General features: G+C 62.1%; 20 protein-coding genes. 7 read left to right on the top strand and 13 right to left on the bottom strand.

Annotated elements, in window-relative coordinates:
- Positions 1–162 precede the first annotated feature (162 nt).
- The 7 genes from NKG99_RS03630 to NKG99_RS03600 form a co-directional block, all read right to left on the bottom strand.
- Positions 163–813, bottom strand: a complete 651-nt coding sequence (locus tag NKG99_RS03630) for a YiaD family glycine zipper/OmpA-like lipoprotein (RefSeq protein WP_013531371.1) — start codon at positions 811–813, stop codon at positions 163–165.
- 172 nt (positions 814–985) lie between these two features.
- Complete coding sequence (locus tag NKG99_RS03625) at positions 986–1,354, bottom strand: GFA family protein (RefSeq protein WP_352864245.1); 369 nt, start codon at positions 1,352–1,354, stop codon at positions 986–988.
- 187 nt (positions 1,355–1,541) lie between these two features.
- A complete protein-coding gene (locus tag NKG99_RS03620; protein WP_352864243.1) occupies positions 1,542–1,916 on the bottom strand; it encodes a hypothetical protein in 375 nt (124 codons plus the stop codon).
- Positions 1,917–2,203: 287 nt separating this feature from the next.
- Positions 2,204–2,617, bottom strand: a complete 414-nt coding sequence (locus tag NKG99_RS03615; RefSeq protein ID WP_352864241.1) for a GFA family protein — start codon at positions 2,615–2,617, stop codon at positions 2,204–2,206.
- Positions 2,618–2,786: 169 nt separating this feature from the next.
- Positions 2,787–3,918 (bottom strand): peptide chain release factor 2 gene (gene prfB / locus NKG99_RS03610; protein ID WP_352864238.1). Its coding sequence is split into 2 segments (ribosomal slippage): positions 2,787–3,851 and positions 3,853–3,918, totalling 1,131 coding nucleotides; the frame shifts between segments, so codons are not numbered across the junction.
- Between the two features lie 115 nt (positions 3,919–4,033).
- A complete protein-coding gene (locus NKG99_RS03605; protein WP_352864236.1) occupies positions 4,034–6,490 on the bottom strand; it encodes a penicillin-binding protein 1A in 2,457 nt (818 codons plus the stop codon).
- Between the two features lie 213 nt (positions 6,491–6,703).
- Positions 6,704–7,966: an N-acetylmuramoyl-L-alanine amidase gene (locus NKG99_RS03600; protein WP_352864234.1), complete on the bottom strand. Its 1,263-nt coding sequence runs from the start codon at positions 7,964–7,966 to the stop codon at positions 6,704–6,706.
- 655 nt (positions 7,967–8,621) lie between these two features.
- On the opposite strand from NKG99_RS03600, the gene NKG99_RS03595 reads away from it, so the two are divergent.
- The gene (locus tag NKG99_RS03595) at positions 8,622–11,555 is read left to right on the top strand and encodes an Rne/Rng family ribonuclease (protein ID WP_352864232.1); all 2,934 of its coding nucleotides are present in this window, start codon (positions 8,622–8,624) and stop codon (positions 11,553–11,555) included.
- A gap of 322 nt (positions 11,556–11,877) precedes the next feature.
- On the opposite strand, the gene NKG99_RS03590 is transcribed toward NKG99_RS03595, so the two are convergent.
- From NKG99_RS03590 to NKG99_RS03580, 3 genes are all read right to left on the bottom strand, one after another.
- Positions 11,878–12,156 (bottom strand): hypothetical protein, encoded by a 279-nt coding sequence (locus tag NKG99_RS03590; RefSeq protein ID WP_352864230.1) that lies wholly within the window; start codon positions 12,154–12,156, stop codon positions 11,878–11,880.
- A 266-nt stretch (positions 12,157–12,422) separates the two neighbouring features.
- Complete coding sequence (locus tag NKG99_RS03585) at positions 12,423–13,370, bottom strand: glutaminase (RefSeq protein ID WP_352864228.1); 948 nt, start codon at positions 13,368–13,370, stop codon at positions 12,423–12,425.
- 4 nt (positions 13,371–13,374) lie between these two features.
- Positions 13,375–14,523 (bottom strand): pyridoxal phosphate-dependent aminotransferase, encoded by a 1,149-nt coding sequence (locus NKG99_RS03580; RefSeq protein ID WP_352864226.1) that lies wholly within the window; start codon positions 14,521–14,523, stop codon positions 13,375–13,377.
- 146 nt (positions 14,524–14,669) lie between these two features.
- Here NKG99_RS03580 and NKG99_RS03575 point away from each other — a divergent pair, with 146 nt between their 5' ends.
- The 6 genes from NKG99_RS03575 (at position 14,670) to aat (ending at position 19,984) form a co-directional block, all read left to right on the top strand.
- The gene (locus tag NKG99_RS03575; RefSeq protein WP_352864224.1) at positions 14,670–16,064 is read left to right on the top strand and encodes a M48 family metalloprotease; all 1,395 of its coding nucleotides are present in this window, start codon (positions 14,670–14,672) and stop codon (positions 16,062–16,064) included.
- A 59-nt stretch (positions 16,065–16,123) separates the two neighbouring features.
- A complete protein-coding gene (locus NKG99_RS03570) occupies positions 16,124–16,927 on the top strand; it encodes a DsbA family protein (RefSeq protein WP_352864222.1) in 804 nt (267 codons plus the stop codon).
- Between the two features lie 150 nt (positions 16,928–17,077).
- The gene (gene aroQ / locus NKG99_RS03565; RefSeq protein WP_352864220.1) at positions 17,078–17,512 is read left to right on the top strand and encodes a type II 3-dehydroquinate dehydratase; all 435 of its coding nucleotides are present in this window, start codon (positions 17,078–17,080) and stop codon (positions 17,510–17,512) included.
- Between the two features lie 26 nt (positions 17,513–17,538).
- Positions 17,539–18,000, top strand: a complete 462-nt coding sequence (gene accB / locus NKG99_RS03560) for an acetyl-CoA carboxylase biotin carboxyl carrier protein (protein ID WP_352864217.1) — start codon at positions 17,539–17,541, stop codon at positions 17,998–18,000.
- A gap of 10 nt (positions 18,001–18,010) precedes the next feature.
- Positions 18,011–19,354: an acetyl-CoA carboxylase biotin carboxylase subunit gene (accC, locus tag NKG99_RS03555; RefSeq protein ID WP_352864215.1), complete on the top strand. Its 1,344-nt coding sequence runs from the start codon at positions 18,011–18,013 to the stop codon at positions 19,352–19,354.
- Positions 19,355–19,366: 12 nt separating this feature from the next.
- Positions 19,367–19,984 (top strand): leucyl/phenylalanyl-tRNA--protein transferase, encoded by a 618-nt coding sequence (gene aat, locus NKG99_RS03550; RefSeq protein WP_352864212.1) that lies wholly within the window; start codon positions 19,367–19,369, stop codon positions 19,982–19,984.
- Here aat and NKG99_RS03545 read toward each other — a convergent pair.
- From NKG99_RS03545 to NKG99_RS03535, 3 genes are all read right to left on the bottom strand, one after another.
- A complete protein-coding gene (locus NKG99_RS03545) occupies positions 19,975–20,373 on the bottom strand; it encodes a hypothetical protein (RefSeq protein ID WP_352864210.1) in 399 nt (132 codons plus the stop codon). The two genes, aat and NKG99_RS03545, sit on opposite strands and share 10 nt — an antisense overlap.
- A 75-nt stretch (positions 20,374–20,448) precedes the next feature.
- A complete protein-coding gene (locus NKG99_RS03540) occupies positions 20,449–21,057 on the bottom strand; it encodes a DUF2155 domain-containing protein (RefSeq protein ID WP_352864208.1) in 609 nt (202 codons plus the stop codon).
- A gap of 123 nt (positions 21,058–21,180) precedes the next feature.
- A complete protein-coding gene (locus tag NKG99_RS03535) occupies positions 21,181–21,579 on the bottom strand; it encodes an NADH:ubiquinone oxidoreductase subunit NDUFA12 (RefSeq protein WP_352864206.1) in 399 nt (132 codons plus the stop codon).
- Between the last annotated feature and the right edge of the window lie 157 nt (positions 21,580–21,736).

Below are 21,736 nucleotides of genomic sequence, written 5' to 3'. Positions count from 1 at the left end.
ATCCCCTACGGAACGGCGACGATGGTATTCCTTTCCGTGGTTGCGGGGAAGTTTTTATTTAGCAACAACTAATATTCCGGTGCTGATCCGGAGAGCGCCCATAACAGCTCGAACAGAAACGGCCCCAACGCGGGGCCGTTTCGCATTCCCTCGCCGAACAGATCAGGTAAGCGGCGACAACTGGATTTCGACGCGGCGGTTCTGGGCACGGCCTTCGGCCGTCGCGTTGGATGCGACCGGACGCGTCTTGCCGAAGCCGGTGACCGCGAAGCGGCGCTGATCGACGCCCTGGCCAGACAGATAGTTGGCGACCGCCAGGGCGCGCCGCTGGGACAGGTCGAAATTGTGCTGATCCCCACCAGTCGAATCGGTGTGGCCGAACACATCGACCGTGGTCTGCTTGAACTTCTTCAGCACCAGCGCGACCGAGTTCAGCACCTGGTAGAAGCCGGGCTTCACAGCGTCCTGATCTGAGTTGAAGGTAATATCGGAGGGCATGTTGAGGATGATCTGGTCACCGCTACGGGTGACACTGACGCCGGTACCCTCGAGTTGCCGGCGCAGTTCGGCTTCGTTCTGGTCCATGGTGGCGCCGATGGCACCGCCGGCGAGCGCACCGATGCCCGCGCCGATCAGCGCGTTGCGGCGGTCATTGCCGCCGGCAAGCAGGCCAAGGCTGGCACCCGCCAAGGCGCCAAGGCCAGCGCCGGCAGCGGTGTTGGAAATCTTCTGGTCGCCTGTATACGGATCAGTGGTGGTGCAGGCACTCACGAGCACAGCCGTCGCCACGACGACGAGCACAGTCTTTTTCATAGGATGGTCCCTCTCCAAGTCACGCCTTGCGGTGGCGCCAAATCAGCCCTTGCGGCGACTTGTACCATGAATTGCGGCGAAAAGCGGAACGGCAAAAACGCCGCCCACGGCTTTTCCGGGGACCAATACCCCGTCGAAGGCGCCGCATCGCCGCACTGGGATGGCCTGAAGGCTACCAGAGATTCTTGCCATCGATGACCACCACTTCGACTTTATCCAGATCGAAATCATCGAACAGCCGCGAATTGACGCTGATCTTGGGATTATCGAAATCCGGCTCGCCCTTCGACCAGTCCGGCGTTTCCGTGAAGGTGCCGCAGCCGCAGGTGGCGCAAAACCCATGCTTTACGGTCTTCGACCCCCATCGGTAGAAAGAAACGTTCTCCATCGGGCTGGTGAGCTTGAATTGCGATGGAATGTAGTATGCCCAGAGCGAGCCACGTTTCGAGCAGAACGAACAGGTGCATTGCGTCACGGTCCGCGGTGCCTGCGAAACCTCGAACGTCGTCGCCTTGCAATGACAGCTTGCCTTGATGGTCATCAACGAGTTCCTCTCCATTGCCCGCCACCTAAGCGGCAAAGGCAACATAAAGAGGTGCTCCTGACAACTGCCTGTCATCATGCATCCACCGAACCGCGAATGCCCGGTCTGCGGGCATAGACAAGGTCCGGCAAGACGCCAGCCTGCCCCGTTACACGCGTTACACGCGACCGCGGATGTCGTGTCGTCAATAAGAGCGCGGCGGCACGAACAGGCAGATTGTCTTGCCGGCGTCGAGACCGGCCTGATGCGCGCACCAGTGGAACTCACCGTCCGGGCTGTCCTTGACGCGCTTGTCGCTCATGGGAACAACCTCACCCGTGCCGGCGATGACATAACCCTCGGGTTTTTCCAACACTTCGCCAGTATGGGTCGTACGACAATCATAGTTGGCGCAGCATGCGAATGGGTAACTCCAGCCTTGTGGCTTTGCCGCTGTCGGTGTGGCGTCATGCGCGAAGGCAGGTGCCGTCAGCATTGCGATCGCGCCGATTGCGAGGGAAAACAAAAGTCGGCCAGCCGGTTGAACGGCATGGGCCGATCTGGATGTGGCAGCAGACATGGACGCGTTCCTTTCAAACGAGCATCAAGCATTTCGCTTGCCCGTTCCCGGAACGTGTCTTCCCAGCGGCCAGATCGTCAGCTTGCAGATATGCCGCGCCCGGCCATAAATGCTTTTTGTCTCCCCTCAATGCCGTGATGGTGAGCGCAAATGTGAGTCGGCGCAAGAAATTGCTGCGTTCACGAGCATCGCGGCGCATGCCAACCAACCATCCGCTATCGACCGCTGAAATCAACTCCCGGCAAACAGGTATCGACTAAACGGGATTGGTGCGCTGTGGTTCCGGCCTATGGCCGATCGGCAATCACATGCTCTTGATATTGCGGCAGGCCGTCGGCGATGGTGAACCAGCCGGCCTTCGAGCCAACGAAGATGTGCGCGGTCGGGCGGATGGCCGGATCGTCGACAAGGGTTCCCATGGCGACGTGGACGAAAGCGCCGTCGCGGACGAGCGAATAGAGCAATGAGCCGCACCGGCCGCAATGCGCGTCATGGCCGCTTTGGTCACCGAAGATCAGGAGCTGGTCGTGCCCCGCGGTGAGAGCAAACTTGTCACGTTCGATGCCGGCGAAAGGCTTGAAGGCCGAACCGGTGGTGCGGCGGCAGTTCGAACAATGGCAATTCGCGGCATAGATGAATTCGTCCGCGACTTCGTAGTGAACCGCGCCGCAAAAGCACTTTCCAGTGAGCTTGCGAGTCATTCTCTCCTCCGTCGCTAAGGTGCGAAGGGTATGCTCAGATTCAGGTCAGGCCGAGTCGAAAATGGTGGGTTCCGAGAACCGGAGCGGAGCGGACATTCGGGTCCGTGAGCACCGGAAGCGCAGGAAGCCGCCGTTTGCAGGCCGGCCTCACCTTAATATGAGCATAGCCTTAGTCCAGGTCCGCCACGGCTTCACCCGCACCACCTTCGATGCGCTGCGATAACGAGGCTTCCATGAAATCATCGAGGTCGCCATCGAGCACGCTCGACGGGTTGGTGCTCTCGACGCCGGTGCGAAGATCCTTCACCAACTGATAGGGCTGCAGCACATAGGAGCGGATCTGGTGACCCCAGCCGATATCGCTCTTCGACGCTTCGGTGGCGTTTGCAACCGCCTCGCGCTTCTTCAGCTCTTCCTCGTAGAGGCGCGATCGCAGCATTTCCCAGGCCTTGGCCTTGTTCTTGTGCTGCGAACGTTCGGCCTGGCAGGCGACAGCGATGCCGGTCGCAAGGTGGGTGATACGCACCGCCGAATCGGTGGTGTTGACGTGCTGGCCGCCGGAGCCGGACGAGCGATAGGTGTCGATGCGGACATCGGATTCGGAAACGTCGATCTCGATCGTGTCGTCGATGACCGGATAGACCCAGACGCTGGCGAAGGACGTATGGCGGCGCGCATTGCTGTCATAGGGCGAAATACGCACTAGGCGATGGACGCCCGATTCCGTCTTCATCCAGCCATAGGCATTGTGGCCCTTGATCATCAACGTGGCGGACTTGATGCCGGCTTCTTCGCCGTCATGCACTTCCAGCACCTCGACCTTGAAGCGGCGCCGCTCGGCCCAGCGCGTGTACATGCGCAGCAGCATCGAGGCCCAATCCTGGCTTTCGGTGCCGCCGGCGCCGGCATGGATTTCGAGATAAGTGTCGTTCGCGTCGGCTTCACCCGACAGCAGCGTCTCGACCTGGCGGGCCTTCGCTTCGCCCTGCATCGAACGGAGCGCGGCTTCGGCTTCGGCGATGACGCTCTCGTCGCGCTCTTCCTCGCCGAGCTCGATCAGGCCGATATTGTCTTCCAGCGCCTGCGTCAGGCCTCTCACCGAGGCGATGCCCTCCTCGAGGCCCTGGCGTTCGCGCATCAGCTTCTGCGCTTCCAGCGGTTCGTTCCAGAGGCTGGCGTCCTCGGCGCGCACATTGAGGTATTCAAGCCGCTTTATGGCCTGATCCCAGTCAAAGATGCCTCCTCAGCAGGGTGATCGCCTGCCTGATCTCGTCGACAATGTTCTGCGTTTCCGCGCGCATGGCTGGCTGTTCTGTCCTGTTTGCTGAAATTGGTCGGCGATACATAGGGAGGCCGCCGCCGGCTGTAAAGCAAAATGGGCTGGCGCAAGGCCAGCCCATCCGCTCCTGAAAATCGTCAGTAGAGGCCGCCGCCGCCGGACTGGATGGCTTGATTGGCCTGCGGCGACAGCGCGCCACCCGTGGCATTGGAGCCATCGGCGCCCATGCCGATCACCCAATAGCTGTCGGCGGGACCGGTACCCGGCTTGAAGGCTTCGATGATGGTGCCGGGATCACCCGATGCGGCGCGCATGCCGGTCTTGCGATTGATGGCGACCAGACTCATGCCGTCCGGGACCTTGAAGTCGACATTGGGCGTGCCGTCCAGCGCCACCCGCATGAAGTCCTTGAAGATAGGTGCCGCGAGACCACCACCGGTGGCGCCATGGCCAAGGCCGCGCGGCGTGTCGTAGCCCATGTAGAGACCGACGACGAGGTTGGGCGTGTAACCGATGAACCAGGCGTCCTTTTCGTCGTTGGTCGTTCCGGTCTTGCCAGCGATGTGGCGGCCGAGTTCGCCGATGGTGGCGCCGGTGCCGCGCTGCACGACGCCTTCCATCATCGAGGTGATCTGGTAGGCGGTCATCGGATCGAGCACCTGCTCGGAATTGTCGACCAGTTCCGGCTCAGGCTGGTTCTGCCATTCGGGCGCATTGCAGCCCTGGCAGCCACGTTCGTCCTGCTTGAACACCGTCTTGCCGTAGCGGTCCTGGATACGGTCGATGAGCGATGGTTTGATCGACTTGCCGCCATTGGCCATGATCGAATAGGCCGACACCATACGCATCACCGTCGTTTCACCGGAGCCCAGCGCCATCGGCAGATACGGCGCCAGGTGGTCGTAGACGCCAAAGCGCTCGGCATATTCGACGACAAGCTTCATGCCCATGTCGTTGGCAAGCCGCACCGTCATCAGGTTGCGCGACTTCTCGATGCCGGAGCGCAGGGTCGCCGGGCCAGCGACGGTGCCGTCGTAATTCTTCGGCGTCCAGGTCGTGTTGCCGCTCTGGATGGTGATCGGCCCATCCATGATCACCGAGGCCGGCGTATAGCCATTGTCGAGAGCCGCCGAATAGACGATCGGCTTGAACGAGGAGCCTGGCTGGCGCATGGCTTGCGTCGCGCGGTTGAATTCGGACTGCGCGTAGGAGAAGCCGCCGACCATGGCCAGCACACGGCCGGTATGCGGATCCATTGCGATCAGGCCGCCCTCCACCTCGGGAACCTGGCGCAGGCTGTAGGCGCCATCGGAGCCGTCGTTCTTCTGCACGAAGATGACGTCGCCCGGCTTCAACACCTCCGCCGGCGACTTGGCCTTGACGGTCTTGCCGTCGACCACATGGCGCATGGCAAAACCCATGTCTTCCTTGCTGACGGTGCCTTCGACGCGTTCCTTGACGATCTCGCCCGACGCCTGGCGCGCGGGCTGCAAGCCGATCGACAAGCCGGTCGCGGAACTGTCGAGCACGACGGCGAGCGACCATTCGGGAACATCCTCCAGCCCCTTGACGCTGCCCAGCGGCACGCCCCAGTCGCCGGACACGTCGATTGACGTCACCGGCCCGCGATAACCGCGCAGGGTGTCGTATTTCATCAACCCGTTCTGCATCGACTTGCGGGCTATGAGCTGGATCTTCGGATCGAGTGTGGTGCGGACGGAAAGGCCGCCTTCGTAAAGCGCATTCTCGCCATAACGGGCGATGATCTGGCGGCGCACCTCTTCGGTGAAGTACTCGCCGGCGAACAGATAGCTGCCGTTGCGGCGCGGCTTCACGCCCAGCGGCTCGGCCTTGGCGTTGGCACCTTCCTCACGCGTGACGTAGCCGTTCTCGACCATCTGGTCGATGACCCAGTTGCGGCGCTCCAGCGCGCGATCGGCATGCTTGAAGGGGTGGTAGTTGTTCGGGCCCTTCGGCAGGGAAGCCAGATAGGCGGCCTCGGCCACGCTCAGCTCGTTGACCGACTTGTCAAAATAGGTCAGCGCGGCGCCGGCGACGCCATAGGCGCCGAAGCCGAAGAAGATTTCGTTGAGGTAGAGTTCGAGAATACGATCCTTGGGATAGGCCTGCTCGATGCGGAAGGCGAGGATCATCTCCTTGATCTTGCGCTCGTAGGTCTGGTCCGAGGACAACAGGAAGTTCTTCGCCACCTGCTGGGTGATCGTCGAGGCGCCGACCTGACGCCTGCCCGAGCCGAGATTCTGCAGGTTGACGATGATGGCGCGGCCGAGGCCGGTCACGTCGATGCCGGGGTGGTTGTAGAAGTTCTTGTCTTCCGCCGACAGGAAGGCCGCCTTGACGCGATCCGGTATGGCCTGGATCGGCAGATACAGGCGCCGTTCACGGGCATATTCGGCCATCAGCGCGCCATCCGACGAATGGATGCGGGTGGTCACCGGCGGCTCGTATTTGGCCAGCACCTCGTAGTCGGGCAAATCCTTCGACAAATGGCCGATGTAGATGGCAACGCCCGCCGCGACCAGAAGGGCCAGCGTCGTGCCGATGCCGAAAAAATAGCCAATGAGACGAATCATACCCGCTCCAGTCCTTGGTTCGGGAATTTCCTAAACGAAGCCGCCTTTCGCGCAAGCTTTCGAGCCGGTCCCAATCCGTAATCGAAAACCCTTGTCGCCACCATGTGGACAAAATACGGCAATGCCGGATTTCGCGGCCGCGTGCCGGAAATAAAAGCACCGGGTGTTGTCGCCGAGCAACGCCGCCTCCGGTTGCAGGCGCCGCCGGGCATGTCAGCCTCCGGTTCCCGATCCGGCCCTGGCCGAAGCGAAAAGCGCGACGGCATTGGTTATGCTCTGGGCCGCCTTGCCGCGCCAGTCGGCGTCGAGCAGTTGCGCCTCGTCCTTGGCATTCGAGAGGTAACCGAGTTCGATCAGCACGGACGGCACATCGGGTGCTTTCAGCACCTTGAAGCCCGCCGAACGCTGCGGATTGTTGATAAGGCCGACGCTGGTCGACAACTGGCCGACCAGCGTGTGGGCGAAACTCATCGAGAAATTGTGCGTTTCGCGGCGGATCAGGTCGATCAGGATGTCGGTGACTTCCTTGCTGTCGTTCTTGATTTCCATGCCGGCGAACTGGTCGGAGAGGTTTTCCCGGTCGGCAAGCGCCTGTGCCTCGGGATCCGAAGCCTTGTCGGAAACGGTGTAGACGGTGGCGCCGCGAATGCCCTTGACGCTGATTGTGTCGGCATGGATGGAAATGAGCAGATCGGCCTCGTGCTGCCGGGCAATGCGCACGCGGTCGTCCAGACGCAGGAATTCGTCCGTGTCGCGCGTCATGTACACATCGTAATTGCCGACGGCGGCGAGTTTGTCGCGCAGCTCCGTGGCGAAGGCCAGCGTGACGTTCTTCTCAATGGTGCCGTTCAATCCCTCGGCGCCGCCGTCGATGCCACCATGGCCTGGGTCGATGACGACGGTGAAGCGATGGCCCGGATTGGAGACCGGTCCGGTGCCGACCCGCTCTCCCTTGTCGGTCGAAACCGTCGACCCGGTGGTCAGCGCCTGATTGGCCAGCGCGGCATCGAACTCGCGTGCGGAGGCCGCCGATATGTCGATGGCAATGCGGTATCCGGTTCCGTCCTCATTCTTGAGCACATCGAGCTTGTCGACGGCGAAAGGGCCCTTGCCGGTGAGGATCAGCCGCGAAACGCCTTCGCCGAGCTCGCCCAGGCGCACGCCCTTGACCAGGCCGCGTGCCTTCAAGTCCTTGGCGTCAATGGCGAATCTCGTATTCGCGAGATCGAGGACGAGCCGGTTGGGACCGCGCAGCAGGAACCATTTGATATCGGGTTCGCGATCGAAATCCATGACGATGCGCATCTTGGTGGCGTCGCCCGCCATCTTGTAGCCTTTTGCCACGAGCGGAGCGTCGGCGGCTTGGGCAATCGAGGAAAAGGCGGAGGAGATCGTCAGCAGCAGCAAGAGGCGGAAAAAGGCCAGGATCCGGCCGCCAACACGACATCCCTTGTCTGTGAAGTCCGCCGGTCCCATTTCTCTTCCAGTCGCTCCCGGTTTGGCGCCAGGCGCCCGGTCGTTTTTGTCGAAGTGCCGGTTAGGCCGCGAACTCGATTAACGATTGGTATCCAGAGAAGGTTAACCAAGCCTTTTCATACAAGGGTCGAAACCCATCTTACGTTACGGAACTGCTTTTTGCCGGCATCGGAAATCGGGGTTGCCTTCCACCCCGCCAAATCATAAAAGCGATGGTGGATCACTGCAATCCTGGAACCGCCCTCCTCCGCAGCTTCCTGCTACAGGGTCAGATGAAAAAGGCGGCTCCTTTCGCTTCACGCGAAAAGGGTCCAGGTGATCGCGACGAATTTCGCAGGTGTGCGCCCGTGGCGGGGGAATCGCCTGCGTGAGGAAAACGGCCGGGTTTGTTCCCGCGCCGGCTCTGTATGAGCAAACAAGCTGGTCCGGTTCGTCCGGGCTTTGGTTCAAAAGGTTCTGCTGGTGACGATGGCTTCAAGCGCAATCATGGAAAGGTCCGCAACAAACCGCGCCAATATGGCTGCGGGCGGCACCGCCATGGCGCTCAAGTGGCGGCCGGCGGACGTTAAGATATCCGGCACCCACACTCCAGACACGCAGCAGCAGGCATTGCCTCGCAAGCTGCGGCTGACGGCTGCCGGGGGGAAACGAAATAATGCCCAACAAAATGCTGATAGACGCCTCCCACCCGGAGGAAACACGCGTTGTCGTCGTTCGCGGTAACCGTATTGAAGAATTCGACTTTGAATCCCAAGACAAGAAACAGCTCAAAGGAAACATCTACCTAGCCCGTGTAACGCGCGTAGAGCCCTCCCTTCAGGCGGCCTTTGTCGAATATGGCGGAAACCGTCACGGTTTTCTGGCCTTCAGTGAAATTCACCCCGACTACTACCAGATTCCGGTCGCCGATCGTCAGGCACTGCTGCGCGCGGAAGCGCAGGAGGCCGAGGACGAAGAGAACGAGGACGGCGACGGCGATGATCGCCAGAGCCGCGATCGTGGACGGCGCGGCCGCAGGCGCGGCGGCAAGACCCGCGACCGCGGTGAGCACAAGCGCGATGCGGGCGGCGAGGCAGGCGAAGGCTCCGGCGAGCCAGGCGAAGGCAGTGACAATGGCGACATCGTTGTCGAGGAAATTTCCCACACCTCCGAGATCATCGAACACGCTGCCGATACGTCCGAACATGGCGATACGCCCGAACATGCCGGCACGTCCGAGCATGACGAAGCTTCAGCCGAGCAGGACGAAACCGAAACCCGCGAGGGTGGCCCGACATCGATCGCGGCCGCGGTCGAAAGCGATGTGATTTCCGAACCCGTCTCGCAGGCCGAACAGGGCAGCGAAGCGACGTCCGGCGACAATGACCGTGGCATGCTGGAAGAAGTACAGTCCTCGCATCCGGATGATCACGAGGTCGAATCGGTCGGTGCCGAGGATGCGCTGGAAGAGGTGCGCAACCGCCGCAAGCCGGTGCGCCGCCAGTACAAGATCCAGGAAGTGATCAAGCGCCGGCAGATCCTGCTGGTGCAGGTCGTCAAGGAAGAACGCGGCAACAAGGGCGCGGCGCTGACCACCTATCTGTCGCTTGCCGGCCGCTATTCGGTGCTGATGCCGAACACGGCGCGCGGCGGCGGCATTTCGCGCAAGATCACCAGCGCGGTCGACCGCAAGCGCCTCAAGGAGGTCGTTGCCGATCTCGAAGTGCCGCAGGGCATGGGCGTCATCCTGCGCACCGCCGGCGAGAGCCGCACCAAGGCCGAGATCAAGCGCGATTACGAATACCTGATGCGGCTTTGGGAAAATGTCCGCAATCTCACCTTGCAGTCCACGGCCCCTGCCCTGGTCTACGAGGAAGGCAGCCTGATCAAGCGCTCGGTGCGCGACCTCTACAACAAGGATATCGACGAGATTCTGGTCTCCGGCGAGGAAGGCTACCGCGAGGCCAAGGACTTCATGCGCATGCTGATGCCGAGCCACGCCAAGGTGGTTCAGCCGTTCCGCGACACGACGCCGATCTTCGTGCGCAATGGCATCGAAGCGCAGCTCGACCGTATGCTGCAGCCGCAGGTGACGCTGAAAAGCGGCGGCTACATCATCATCAACCAGACCGAGGCGCTGGTTGCCATCGACGTCAATTCGGGCCGCTCCACCAAGGAGCACTCGATCGAGGACACCGCGCTCCACACCAATCTGGAAGCGGCCGAGGAAGTCGCCCGCCAGCTCAGGCTGCGCGATCTCGCCGGCCTGATCGTCATCGACTTCATCGACATGGAGGAGAACCGCAACAACCGCTCCGTCGAGAAGCGGCTGAAGGATCACCTCAAGAACGATCGTGCGCGCATCCAGGTCGGCCGTATCTCGCATTTCGGCCTGATGGAGATGTCACGCCAGCGCATCCGCGCCAGCGTGCTGGAATCGACCATGAAGCCCTGCCCGCATTGCGGCGGCACCGGGCATGTGCGGTCCGATTCCTCGGTCGCACTGTTGGTGGTGCGGGCAATCGAGGAATTCCTGCTCAAGGATTCGCGCAGCCACATCACCGTGCGGACACCGGCGGCGACCGCGCTCTACGTGCTCAACCACAAGCGCGGCACGCTCGTGGAACTCGAAAGCCGCTTTGGGCTGACGATCACCATCGAGGCCGACGATTCCGTCGGCGCGCAGCATTATGCGATCTTCCGCGGCGCGTTGGCTGAAAAGCCGGAAGGCTTTGTCGAGGCACGCAGCTTCCCGGCCTATGTCGAACCGGAAGAGCCCGAGGAAGAGATTGTCGTCGTCGAGGAAGACGATGAGGCGCCGGTGCAGGCTGAACAGCCACGCCAGCAGCCGCAGCAACAACCCAGACCTGCTGCCGGTGGCGAAGAAGGCGAAGGCCGCGACCGCAAGCGTCGCAAGCGTCGGCGTCGTCGCGGCGGCAAGGATCGCGACCGCGAACATGGCGCGCCAACGGACGGTGCTTCCGTCTCGATGCCGGCCAATGAGTTCTCCGACTCGGCGGGCGATAGCGATGCGGAAGCCGACGATGACGCCCAAGTTGGCGTCGCCGAAACGTCCGAGACAGTTGAGGCTTCGGACGAAGGCCAGGGCAAGAAGCGCCGGCGCGGCAAGCGCGGCGGCAAACGCAATCGCCGTGAAGATGGCGAAGGCGAAGCCGAGGCGAGCGCCGGCGAAACAGCCGACGCGTCCGAAGGCGAAGTCTCCGCACCCGAGGTGATCGCCAGCGAGCCGGCAATTGTCGCACCAGCCGAAGAGCCGGTGGCGCTTGCTCCGGCCAATGACGACACGCCAAGCACCGAGAAGCCGAAGAAGCCGCGCCGTGCCGCCAAGCCGAAGAAGGCTGCGGCCGAGGTCGTCGCCGAGGAGCCGGCCGCCGAGACGGAAGCACCGGTCGAGACACCGGCCACTGCGTCCGACGAGGCAGCGGCTGTCGAGAAGGCACCGAAGGCCCGCCCGTCGCGGCGCAAGCCGGCGGCAGCGGAGGCGCCAGTCCCCCCGGTGGTGTCTTCGACCGTTGCGGAAGAGTCCGCAGCCAAGACCGAGGACAAGCCGAAGCGCGCCGGTTGGTGGCAGCGGAAAGGCTTTTTCTAAGCCTTTCAGCCATTTGACGTGATTTTTTGACAGAAGAAACCCGCGCTGATCGAAAGACGGCGCGGGTTTTTCCGTTAATTTGACGGGATGCAATATGCATTTCACATATCGGCCTGGCCTCCCATATGCTGAACGGAAGCATGGAGGTTGCTATGGGAGATTGCCGATATCGTTGCGCTGATCGAAGCCAAGGAAGTCGAGCACCCGCTAAAGCCGGGTTCCCATAAGAAACGCGACGCCTAATCGTGACGTTGCTTCGTAGCGCTGATTGCGATCTGAAACAGAGAGGGGCGGGTTTCCCCGCCCCTGGTTCTTCGTTGGCCTATCTGTTCTTGCCCGGCAGGTCCGACGTGGTCGTCGTCGAGCAGTTATTGCAGTCGGTCTCGCCTTGCTTCACCTGACCATGTGGTCCTGAAGTCGTGGTGGTCGTTGTCGTCGTGCCACTGTTATCCGGGTTGGCGCTGTCATTTGTTTTTCCGCCATTTCCCTGTCCGGACGTGCTTGACGTATCGCTGTCAAATCCATTCTTCACGGCAGACGCGGGAGCGGACGCTGCGAGTGCGAGTGCCAAAGCCGCCGCGAAAGTAAGGAGCGTTTTCATCTATTCCTCCACTGAGAAGCCTAAAAGCGACGCATCTTTTTTGAGATGCCGCATCTTTTTTGAGAGGCAGAGGCACGTGAGAGGCAGAGGCACGGCCCGATGCCGCAAAGAACCATGAGACGCTTCCAGCGAGGACGGGTCCATTCTCTATTCGATAGTATTATGGTTAATGGCCCGGAACTGATCGAACGATATATGTCGTTCGGGTTAGGCGCTGCCGCGCATGTCGTTGTCCCAAACCACTGCGCACTTTTGGGCGACATGCATCAAGGCGCGAAGATCGACCAGTTCATCATCCTGGCCAGCTTTTCCAGCGCGATCGACCCCAGCTTGGAATTGCCGTTGGCATTGAGGCCCGGCGACCAGACGGCGAGCGACGCCACGCCTGGCACGATACCCAATATGCCGCCGCCGACGCCGCTCTTGCCGGGGATGCCGACGCGGAAGGCGAAATCGCCGGAGCCGTCATAGTGGCCGCAGGTCAGCATCATGGCGCCGATGCGCCGCGCCCGCTCGGCCGACACCACGGAATGCCCGGTCGCCGGGTTCTTGCCGCCATTGGCAAGGAAGCGGCCGGCGAGCGCCAGCTGCCGGCAACTCATGGCGATGGCGCAGTGATGGAAATAGACGCCCAGCGCCAGCTCCGGCGCATGGTGGAGATTGCCGAAGGATTTCATGTAGTTGGCAAGCGCGAAGTTGCGGTAGCCGGTGGCCCGCTCGGACGCGGCTACCTCGCGGTCGATGACGATCGTTTCGTCATCGGCGAGGAACTGGACGAAGCGGAGGATTTCGCCGATCGCCTCGCGCGGCTCGTGGCCGGCAAGCAGGATGTCGGAAATGACGATGGCGCCGGCATTGATGAACGGATTGCGCGGAATGCCGTTCTCATGCTCGAGCTGCACGATCGAGTTGAACGGATTGCCCGAAGGTTCGCGCCCGACCCGCTGCCACAGCGCGTCGCCGACATTGCCGAGCGCCAATGTCAGGGTGAACACTTTCGAGATGCTCTGGATCGAAAAGGCCTGTTCGGCATCGCCCGCCATCAGCACGCGGCCGTCATTGGTGACGGCGGCGATGCCGAACTTCTTCGGATCGACCTTGCCCAGCTGCGGGATGTAGGTGGCGACGTCGCCGCGATCGGTGCGTTCGGCCATTTCAGCGGCGACTTCGGCCAATGCCTGGTCAAGTTTGGGGGCCTGCTCGAGCTCCGGCATGGCGCTACCTCAACCAGCGTTCGATGCGCGCCATCGCCTCGACCATGTCGTCGTGGCTGCCGGCATAGGAAAACCGCATCATCCGGTGCCCCGCCTGGGTGTCGAAGTCGCGCCCGGGCGTTGCCGCGACATGCGCTTCAGCCAGCATCTTTCTCGCAAAGGCCATGCTGTCATTGGTGTGCCGGGTGACATCGCAAAAGGCGTAGAAGGCGCCGTCCATGGGTGCCGCCAACGGAAAGCCGAGTTCCGGCAGGCGTTTCATCAGGAGCTCGCGATTCCAGGCGTAGCGGGCTTTCACCGCTTCCAGCTCCTCGGTCGCCTTGAACGCCTCGATCGCGGCGATCTGCGACAGTTCCGGTGGCGAGATGTAGAGGCTCTGGGCGACGCGCTCGACCGGCCGCACCAGCTCTTCGGGCAGCACCATCCAGCCGATGCGCCAGCCGGTCATGCAGTAGTATTTGGAGAAGGAATTGATCACCGTCACGCTGTCCCCATAAGCGAGCGCCGTGGTGTCCGGGGCCGCATAGGCCAGCCGGTGGTAGATCTCGTCGGAGATGACGGCGATGCCGAGTTCTTGTGCCGTCCTCACCAGGGCCGCGAGCTCATCGGCCGGTATGACCGCGCCGGTTGGATTGGCTGGACTGGCGAACAGAACGCCCTTCAGCGGTTTCTCGCGATGCGCCGTCTCCAGGTGGCCGGCATGCAGGTAGGCGGCGTCGCCGAGTTCGATCTCGACCACCTCGATGCCGAGCGCGGCCATGATGTTGCGATAGGCGGGATAGCCGGGTGCCGCGATGGCGACGCGGTCGCCTGGATCGAACATCGCCAGGAAGGCGAGGTTGAAAGCGGCCGACGATCCGGTGGTCACTGCGATCCGGTCGGGCTCGATATCGAGCCCATAGTGATCGGCGTAATGTTCGGCGATCGCCTTGCGCAAACCTGCCAGTCCCAGCGCGTCGGTGTAGCCGATGCGTCCGTCCTGCAAGGCCTTGGCCGCGGCCGCGCGAACCAGAACCGGCGCGGGATCGGAGGGCTGGCCGACGGCCATGGAAATGACCGGCACCCCTCCTGCCTTCAGCCGGTTTGCCTCGGCCAGAATGTCCATGGCATGGAAGGGCTCGACATTGCCACGGCGTGAGAGCGAAACGACCATTTTATCCCTATTCCCGACGATCAAGCGCCCCAAGCCGCTGACGCATACGCCGCACAAATGCCCGATTGATGTGAGGATCACAAGTTGAGGAAGTTTCCCGCGCCGACTTTTCATCTTTCGCCCGCTCGTCTACCAGTGGAGCCATCATGTTGAGCCGACCTAGATCGACGATTGCCCAGGCAGCGCGCGTTTTCGCGACGCTTTCCCTTGGCGTCGCGGTCGCAGTGGCAAGTTCGGTCAGCGCTTTCGCCCAGAACGTGCCGGTGGTGCGCGACGCCGAGATCGAGGCGCTGGTGCGCGATTATGCGCGGCCGATCTTCAGGGCGGCGGGCCTGGCGAATGACGGCATCGACATCGTGCTGGTCAACGACCAGAGCTTCAACGCCTTCGTCACCGGGCGCCGGCTGTTCATCAACACCGGCGCACTGATGACGGCCGAGACGCCGAACGAGATCATCGGCGTCATTGCCCATGAAGCCGGCCACATCGCCGGCGGCCACCAGCAGAAGCTGCGCGACCAGCTCGAACGCGCCAAGACGATGGCCATCATCGCGACATTGCTTGGCGCCGGCGCCATGGTTGCCGGCGCGACCACCAACAGCCGCGGCCTTGCCGGCGCCGGCATGGGCGTGGCGGCCGGCGGCGGCGAGATGGCACAGCGCAGCATCCTCGCTTATCAGCGCACCGAGGAGATGACGGCCGACCGCTCGGCGATCACCTATCTCAATGCCACCGGCCAGTCCGGCATGGGCATGCTCAAGACCTTCCGACGCTTCCAGACGGCGCTGTCGCTTTCGGGCGCCCAGGTCGATCCCTACCGGATCAGCCATCCGATGCCGCAGGACCGCATCGCCAATCTCGAAGTGCTGGTGAAACAGAGCCCCAATGTCGACAGACTGGACCCGCCCGCGCTGCAGCAGCGTCACGACATGATGCGGGTGAAGATCGCCGTCTACATGGATGGCCAGGCCGCCGCGTCGCGGCTGATGCGAAAGATGCAGGGAACGCTGGCCGCACGGTATGGCGATGCCCAGTCGACCTACCTGTTCGGCAACATCGCCGCCGCGCTCGCCAAGACCAATGCATTGATCAAGGCGCAGCCGAAGAACGCCTATTTCCAGGAACTGCGCGGCGATATCCTGATGAAGGCGAACAAGCCCAAGGATGCGGCCGACGCCTATGCCAAGGCGGTCAGCCTCGATCCGGCGCGGTCCGGCTTGCTGCCTGTCTCCCTTGGCCAGGCGCTGATGGCCGTCGGCACGCCGGAATCCTTGAAAAAGGCCGTGGTGCAGATCAACAATGGCCTCGGTCGCGACAAGGAAAATTCGGCCGGGTACCGCTATCTGGCGCAAGCCTATGGCGAGCTGGGTGATATACCGGGCGCCGAACTCGCCACCGCCGAAGGCCATTTCTATTCCGGTAACTACAAGGATGCGAAGATTTTCGCCATGCGGGCGCAGCAAGAGATGAAGCGCGGCGAGCCGCGCTGGCTTCGCGCCCAGGATATCATAAACTACAGGCCATCAACCAAGATCAAGTGAACCTTCCGGCCGCGCGCCACGACATAGCCAGACCGGAAACAGGTAGAAGGAACGGAACGATGAAAAAGGCACTGTTGCTGGGCACCACGGGGGTTGCGGTCGCGTTGGCCATGCTGGCTTTCGGATTCGTGGCCGGAAACCCGCAGATTGCCAAGGCCGGTACGACGCAGCCCGTCGAGACGGCAGCGGCCGACACCAAGATCGACCGCGGCGAGGTGGAAGGCATCATCCGCGACTATCTGCTCAAGAACCCGGAAGTCCTTCTGGAGGTCCAGGACGCGCTCGAGGCCAAGCAGAAGGAAGAGCAGCGCATCGCTCATCTCGGCGTGATCAAGAACGCCAAGGACCAGATATTCAACTCCGCCTTCGACGGCGTCGTCGGCAATCCGAACGGCAAGGTCACCATCGTCGAGTTCTACGATTACAATTGCGGCTTCTGCAAACGCGCAATCGAAGACATGAGGGCACTGACCAAGACCGATCCGGACCTGCGCTTCGTGCTCAAGGAATTCCCGATCCTCGGACCGGATTCGCAGAAGGCGAGCGTCGTCTCGATGGCCTTTCACCTGATGCACCCGGAAAAATACGGCGAATTCCACAATGCGCTGCTCGGCGGCCAGGGACGTGCCACCGAGGCGGCGGCCATCAAGGTCGCGCTGTCGCTAGGTGCCGACGAAGCAACGCTGCGCGAGCAAATGAAGGACCCAAAAATCACCGAGGCCTTTTCCAAGACCTACGATCTTGCCAACAAGCTGGCGATCACCGGAACGCCGTCCTATGTCGTCGGCAACGAGGTGGTATTCGGGGCGCTTGGGCAGGAAGTGCTGGCCGAAAAGATCGAGGCGGCGAAAGCCGCACTCTGATCTTGCCCGCGCGCCTATTTCTCACGGGCATATTTCCGCCTGTTGTGGACAGTGAAAGAACGCACTTGCGCTCTTTCCGCGGGCGGGTATGCCCATTATAGAGGGCCCAGCGCGTCGACTTGATGTCAGCGCCGGAAAAGGTCGGCTTTTTTGAAAACGGTTTTCGTCTTGAACGGTCCCAATCTCAACGCGCTCGGAAAGCGCGAGCCGGGCATCTATGGCGGCAAGACGCTTGCCGACATCGCCGACGACTGCAAGCAGGCCGGCACGGCCCTTGGACTCGAAATCGATTTCCGCCAGTCCAACCACGAGGGCGACCTTGTCGACTGGATTCAGGAAGCCGGCGACAAGGCTGTCGGCATCGTCATCAATCCTGGCGCCTACAGCCACACCTCGATCGCCATCCACGACGCCATCCGCGCTGTCGCGCCGTTGCCGGTGGCCGAAGTCCATCTTTCCAACATCCATGCGCGGGAACCATTCCGCCACGTCTCCATGGTCGCGCCGGTCGCCGTCGGCATGATTTGTGGCTTTGGGCCGCTCGGCTATACGCTGGCGCTGCAGGCGCTGGCCGCACGCCTATGACCGGCCAACAAACAGAAGGCTCGAAAATGTCGATAAAGAAGACCGGTGTTGACCAGCAGCTGATCCGTGATCTGGCGGGCATACTGAATGACACCAATCTCACCGAGATCGAGGTCGAACTGGGCGACCTGAAGGTGCGCGTCTCACGCCAGGCGCCCGCCGTTCACGCGATCGCGGCACCGCAGCCGGCCTATGCGCCGGCAACAGCTCAGCCGGCCGCTATGGCCGCCGCCCCGGTGGTGGCCGACGTGTCGAAGAACGCGGTCACCTCGCCCATGGTCGGCACCGCCTATCTGGCACCGTCGCCCGATGCCAAGGCGTTCATCGAAATCGGCCAGAAGGTCAAGGAAGGCCAGACGCTGCTGATCATCGAGGCGATGAAGACGATGAACCAGATCCCCTCGCCGCGCGCCGGCACGGTGACGGCGATCCTTTTCGAGGATGCGACGCCGGTCGAATACGGTATGCCGCTCGTCGTGATCGAGTAGAGCGGACCTGATGTTCCAGAAGATCCTCATCGCCAATCGCGGCGAAATCGCCCTTCGGGTCCTGCGCGCCTGCAAGGAACTCGGCATCCAGACGGTGGTGGTGCATTCGACCGCCGATGCCGACGCCATGCATGTGCGGCTCGCCGACGAGAGCGTCTGCATTGGCCCGCCGCCATCGCGCGACAGCTATCTCAACATCCATCAGATCGTAGCGGCTTGCGAAATCACTGGTGCCGACGCCGTGCATCCGGGTTATGGCTTCCTGTCTGAGAACGCCAAGTTCGCCGACATCCTGGCCGCGCACAACATCACCTTCATCGGCCCGACCGGCGACCATATCCGTATCATGGGCGACAAGATCGAGGCCAAGCGCACGGCAAAGCGCCTCGGCATTCCGGTGGTGCCCGGTTCGGACGGCGCCGTTACCGATCAAAAGGAAGCCAGGCGCATTGCCGCCGAGATCGGCTATCCCGTGATCATCAAGGCATCCGCGGGCGGTGGCGGGCGCGGAATGAAGGTCGCCCTTACCGAAACCGACCTTGAGGTCGCCTTGCAGACAGCGAGCAGCGAAGCTGGTGCGGCCTTCGGCGACGATGCCGTCTACATCGAAAAGTACCTGGAAAAGCCGCGCCACATCGAAGTGCAGGTGTTTGGCGACGGCTTTGGTCGCGGCGTCCATTTCGGCGAGCGCGACTGTTCCTTGCAGCGTCGCCACCAGAAGGTCTGGGAAGAAGCCCCCTCGCCGGCCCTCAATGCCGAAGAGCGCGCCCGTATTGGCGGCATCTGCGCCAAGGCCATCGCCGATCTCGGCTATTCCGGCGCCGGCACCATCGAATTCCTCTACGAGAATGGCGAGTTCTATTTCATCGAGATGAACACGCGCCTGCAGGTCGAGCATCCGGTGACGGAAGCGATCACCGGCATCGATCTCGTGCACGAGCAGATCCGCGTCGCCTCCGGCGGCGGCCTCTCGGTGAAGCAGGAGGACATCAAGTTCAACGGCCACGCCATCGAATGCCGCATCAACGCCGAGGACCCGCGCACCTTCACGCCCTCGCCCGGCACGATCACCCACTTCCACACGCCAGGCGGCCTGGGCATCCGCGTCGATTCCGGTGTCTATTCCGGCTACAAGATCCCGCCCTATTACGACAGCCTGATCGGCAAGCTGATCGTGCATGGGCGCAACCGCGTCGAGTGCATGATGCGGCTGCGCCGCGCCCTGGACGAATTCGTCGTCGACGGTATCAAGACGACGTTGCCGCTGTTTCGCGATCTCGTCGGCAATGCCGACATCGCCAATGGCGATTATGATATCCATTGGCTGGAAAAATATCTGGCCCAGGAAGAGTAACGCGGAGACGCGATGACCCGTCCCTACGCGCCCGGCTATCGCATTCCCACCGACCTTCTGCTCAAGGCCTATGCTTCGGGCGTCTTCCCTATGGCCGAAAGTGCCGGCGACCCAGAAGTGTTCTGGGTACGGCCGGAGACACGTGGCATCATACCTCTCGACTATTTCCACACGCCGAAAAGCCTCAGGAAAACGATCAAGAAGAGCCCTTTCGACATCCGTTTCGATTTCGACTTCGAAGCGACGATCGACGGTTGCGCCGAGAAGCGCGTCGAGCGCCGGTCGACCTGGATCAATGCGCCGATCCGCGAAGCCTATGTCGAACTGCATCGGATAGGGCATTGTCATTCGGTCGAGGCGTGGCGCGAGGACCGGCTGGTCGGCGGCCTCTATGGTGTGTCGCTCGGCCGGGTGTTCTTTGGCGAGAGCATGTTCGCCAGGGAGACCGACGCTTCCAAGATCTGCCTTTATTACCTCGTCGAGCGCTTGAAGGCGCGGGGCTTCGCACTGCTTGATACGCAGTTCACAACCGAGCACCTCAAGCGCTTCGGCGCGGTCGACGTGCCGCGCGGCAAATACGAGAAGATGCTGGCCGACGCACTCAAGGGCGAGGCCGTATTCTACCCCTGACGATTAGTCTCGGCCGCGGCTTCCAACGGCGTCTGCGCGTGGAACATCATCTTCCAGCCATTGACGCGATGGACGTAACCGGTGCTGACCAGGGCCGCGTAGGGTTCGCCGTTCTCGCGCGTGGCATGCGCTTCGTAGGTCAGCATGACGATGTCGCTGCCCGGCTCGATAATACCCTTGAGGTCGATCTTCAGATCCCGCCAGCGGTTGGGTTTGGTTGCTGTCTTGGCGAGATCGGCATTATCCATCGCCTTGGCCATCCGCGGAAATGCCACCAGGCATTCCGTGTCGGCATTGGCGGCGTAATAGGCCGCGTCGCCCGTCCAGAACCCCTTTTCGAGTTCAAGCAATTCTGCCTCACTGGCCGTGATGCGCTTGCTGTCTGACATCGGAAGATCCTCCTTACGCATGGATGCGCGGTCTTCCGTGGCCCAACGCTTGGTGACCGGGAGGGTTCCGGAGGATCAGTTGGCGTCGGTCGAATCGGGATCCGAAGCGTCCGGCTCAGTCACATCAGGCTCAGTCACATCAGGCTCTGTCACGTCCGGAGTGGCCGCGGGCTTCGGTTTGGCCGCGGCCGGCTTGGGAGCATCGGGTTTGGTTGAGTCAGCTTTGGCGCCGTCAGGCGCCGGTACATCCGACTTCTGCTTGCATTCCTTCAGCCAGACGTCATAGACGGCATGCTCGACAGCGTTGAGGCCGGGGCTTTCGGCGAACATCCAGCCGGTGAAGATGCGGCGGATCTTGCGGTCGAGTGTGATCTCGTCGACCTCGACGAAGGAATCTGTCTTCGGTTCTTCGGTCTGCGGCCGCGAATAGCAGACGCGCGGCGTCACCTGCAAAGCACCGAACTGCACCGTCTCATCGATATAGACATCGAAGCTGATGATACGGCCGGTGATCTTGTCGATACCGGCAAACTCGGCGACGGGATTGGTGACCCGCTCCGATGCCGTGGACGGTGCCGGCGCGGGTGCGGCGGGTTCAGGCGAAGCGGCAAACGCCGCGGTGCTGACAGCAAGACCGGCGGCTAGCGTCAGACTGGCCGTTGATATTGGATTGAAAAAGCTCATGCAAAGATACCGGTGGTTCGCGCCCGGGTGATTCTGTCGATCGCCAAGGCTAGTCGCCGTTTTCTGATCAGCAAGCAGCTAAACACCAATTGTGGCGATAAAGGACCGGCCTGCACCCTGTCGCTACGACCCGGGCGTCCAGGCGTCGTAGTCGCCGGTGACCTGCGGACGATGCTGATTGGTCAGCACCGAGCCCTTCGGGCGATAGGCCGCCGGGCTGCCGGTCAGGTTGGGCTGATGCGGCTTCTGCCAGTCGCGCGGCTTGTAGTCCTCGCTCGCCGGTGCGACGTCGACCCGATGATGGATCCAGCCGTGCCAACCAGGCGGTATGGCGGACGCTTCCGAATAGTTGCGGTAGATGACCCAGCGGCGTGTGCGGCCTTCCGAATCGATGCCGCCCTCGTAGTAGACATTGCCCGTTTCGTCCTGACCGACCTTCTTGCCATACCGCCAGGTGTGCAGCCGCGTTCCCAGCGTCTGGCTGTTCCACCAGGTGAAAAACTGCGTCAGGAAAGTCTTCATCTTCAGAACCCTCGCGCCGGCAGCGCCCGTTTCCTGCTTATGGCGTCAGGCCTTGCCGAAGGCAAGGCTTTTGCCACGGGGTGCTTGCAAATGGCTTGCCGGAAACCCGGCACCAGCCCCTGATCCTCTCCGTCGCGGGATGCGCGCTTGCCAAGCC

Source organism: Mesorhizobium sp. M1409 (assembly GCF_040317535.1).
Taxonomy (GTDB): domain Bacteria; phylum Pseudomonadota; class Alphaproteobacteria; order Rhizobiales; family Rhizobiaceae; genus Mesorhizobium.
Note: the sequence above shows the minus strand (reverse complement) of the source record. Positions and strands in the feature narration are given on the sequence as shown.

Excerpts from the sequence above, each read along its gene's own strand:
- NKG99_RS03590 (WP_352864230.1), bottom strand. The coding sequence starts at position 12,156 with ATGAAAACGCTCCTTACTTTCGCGGCGGCTTTGGCACTCGCACTCGCA.
- aat (WP_352864212.1), top strand. The coding sequence starts at position 19,367 with ATGACCCGTCCCTACGCGCCCGGCTATCGCATTCCCACCGACCTTCTG.
- NKG99_RS03605 (WP_352864236.1), bottom strand. The coding sequence starts at position 6,490 with ATGATTCGTCTCATTGGCTATTTTTTCGGCATCGGCACGACGCTGGCC.
- NKG99_RS03625 (WP_352864245.1), bottom strand. The coding sequence starts at position 1,354 with ATGACCATCAAGGCAAGCTGTCATTGCAAGGCGACGACGTTCGAGGTT.
- NKG99_RS03585 (WP_352864228.1), bottom strand. The coding sequence starts at position 13,370 with ATGCCGGAGCTCGAGCAGGCCCCCAAACTTGACCAGGCATTGGCCGAA.
- NKG99_RS03535 (WP_352864206.1), bottom strand. The coding sequence starts at position 21,579 with ATGAAGACTTTCCTGACGCAGTTTTTCACCTGGTGGAACAGCCAGACG.
- NKG99_RS03595 (WP_352864232.1), top strand. The coding sequence starts at position 8,622 with ATGCCCAACAAAATGCTGATAGACGCCTCCCACCCGGAGGAAACACGC.
- NKG99_RS03540 (WP_352864208.1), bottom strand. The coding sequence starts at position 21,057 with ATGAGCTTTTTCAATCCAATATCAACGGCCAGTCTGACGCTAGCCGCC.
- NKG99_RS03580 (WP_352864226.1), bottom strand. The coding sequence starts at position 14,523 with ATGGTCGTTTCGCTCTCACGCCGTGGCAATGTCGAGCCCTTCCATGCC.
- NKG99_RS03575 (WP_352864224.1), top strand. The coding sequence starts at position 14,670 with ATGTTGAGCCGACCTAGATCGACGATTGCCCAGGCAGCGCGCGTTTTC.
- NKG99_RS03570 (WP_352864222.1), top strand. The coding sequence starts at position 16,124 with ATGAAAAAGGCACTGTTGCTGGGCACCACGGGGGTTGCGGTCGCGTTG.
- NKG99_RS03600 (WP_352864234.1), bottom strand. The coding sequence starts at position 7,966 with ATGGGACCGGCGGACTTCACAGACAAGGGATGTCGTGTTGGCGGCCGG.
- NKG99_RS03630 (WP_013531371.1), bottom strand. The coding sequence starts at position 813 with ATGAAAAAGACTGTGCTCGTCGTCGTGGCGACGGCTGTGCTCGTGAGT.
- NKG99_RS03545 (WP_352864210.1), bottom strand. The coding sequence starts at position 20,373 with ATGTCAGACAGCAAGCGCATCACGGCCAGTGAGGCAGAATTGCTTGAA.
- accC (WP_352864215.1), top strand. The coding sequence starts at position 18,011 with ATGTTCCAGAAGATCCTCATCGCCAATCGCGGCGAAATCGCCCTTCGG.
- NKG99_RS03620 (WP_352864243.1), bottom strand. The coding sequence starts at position 1,916 with ATGTCTGCTGCCACATCCAGATCGGCCCATGCCGTTCAACCGGCTGGC.
- NKG99_RS03615 (WP_352864241.1), bottom strand. The coding sequence starts at position 2,617 with ATGACTCGCAAGCTCACTGGAAAGTGCTTTTGCGGCGCGGTTCACTAC.
- accB (WP_352864217.1), top strand. The coding sequence starts at position 17,539 with ATGTCGATAAAGAAGACCGGTGTTGACCAGCAGCTGATCCGTGATCTG.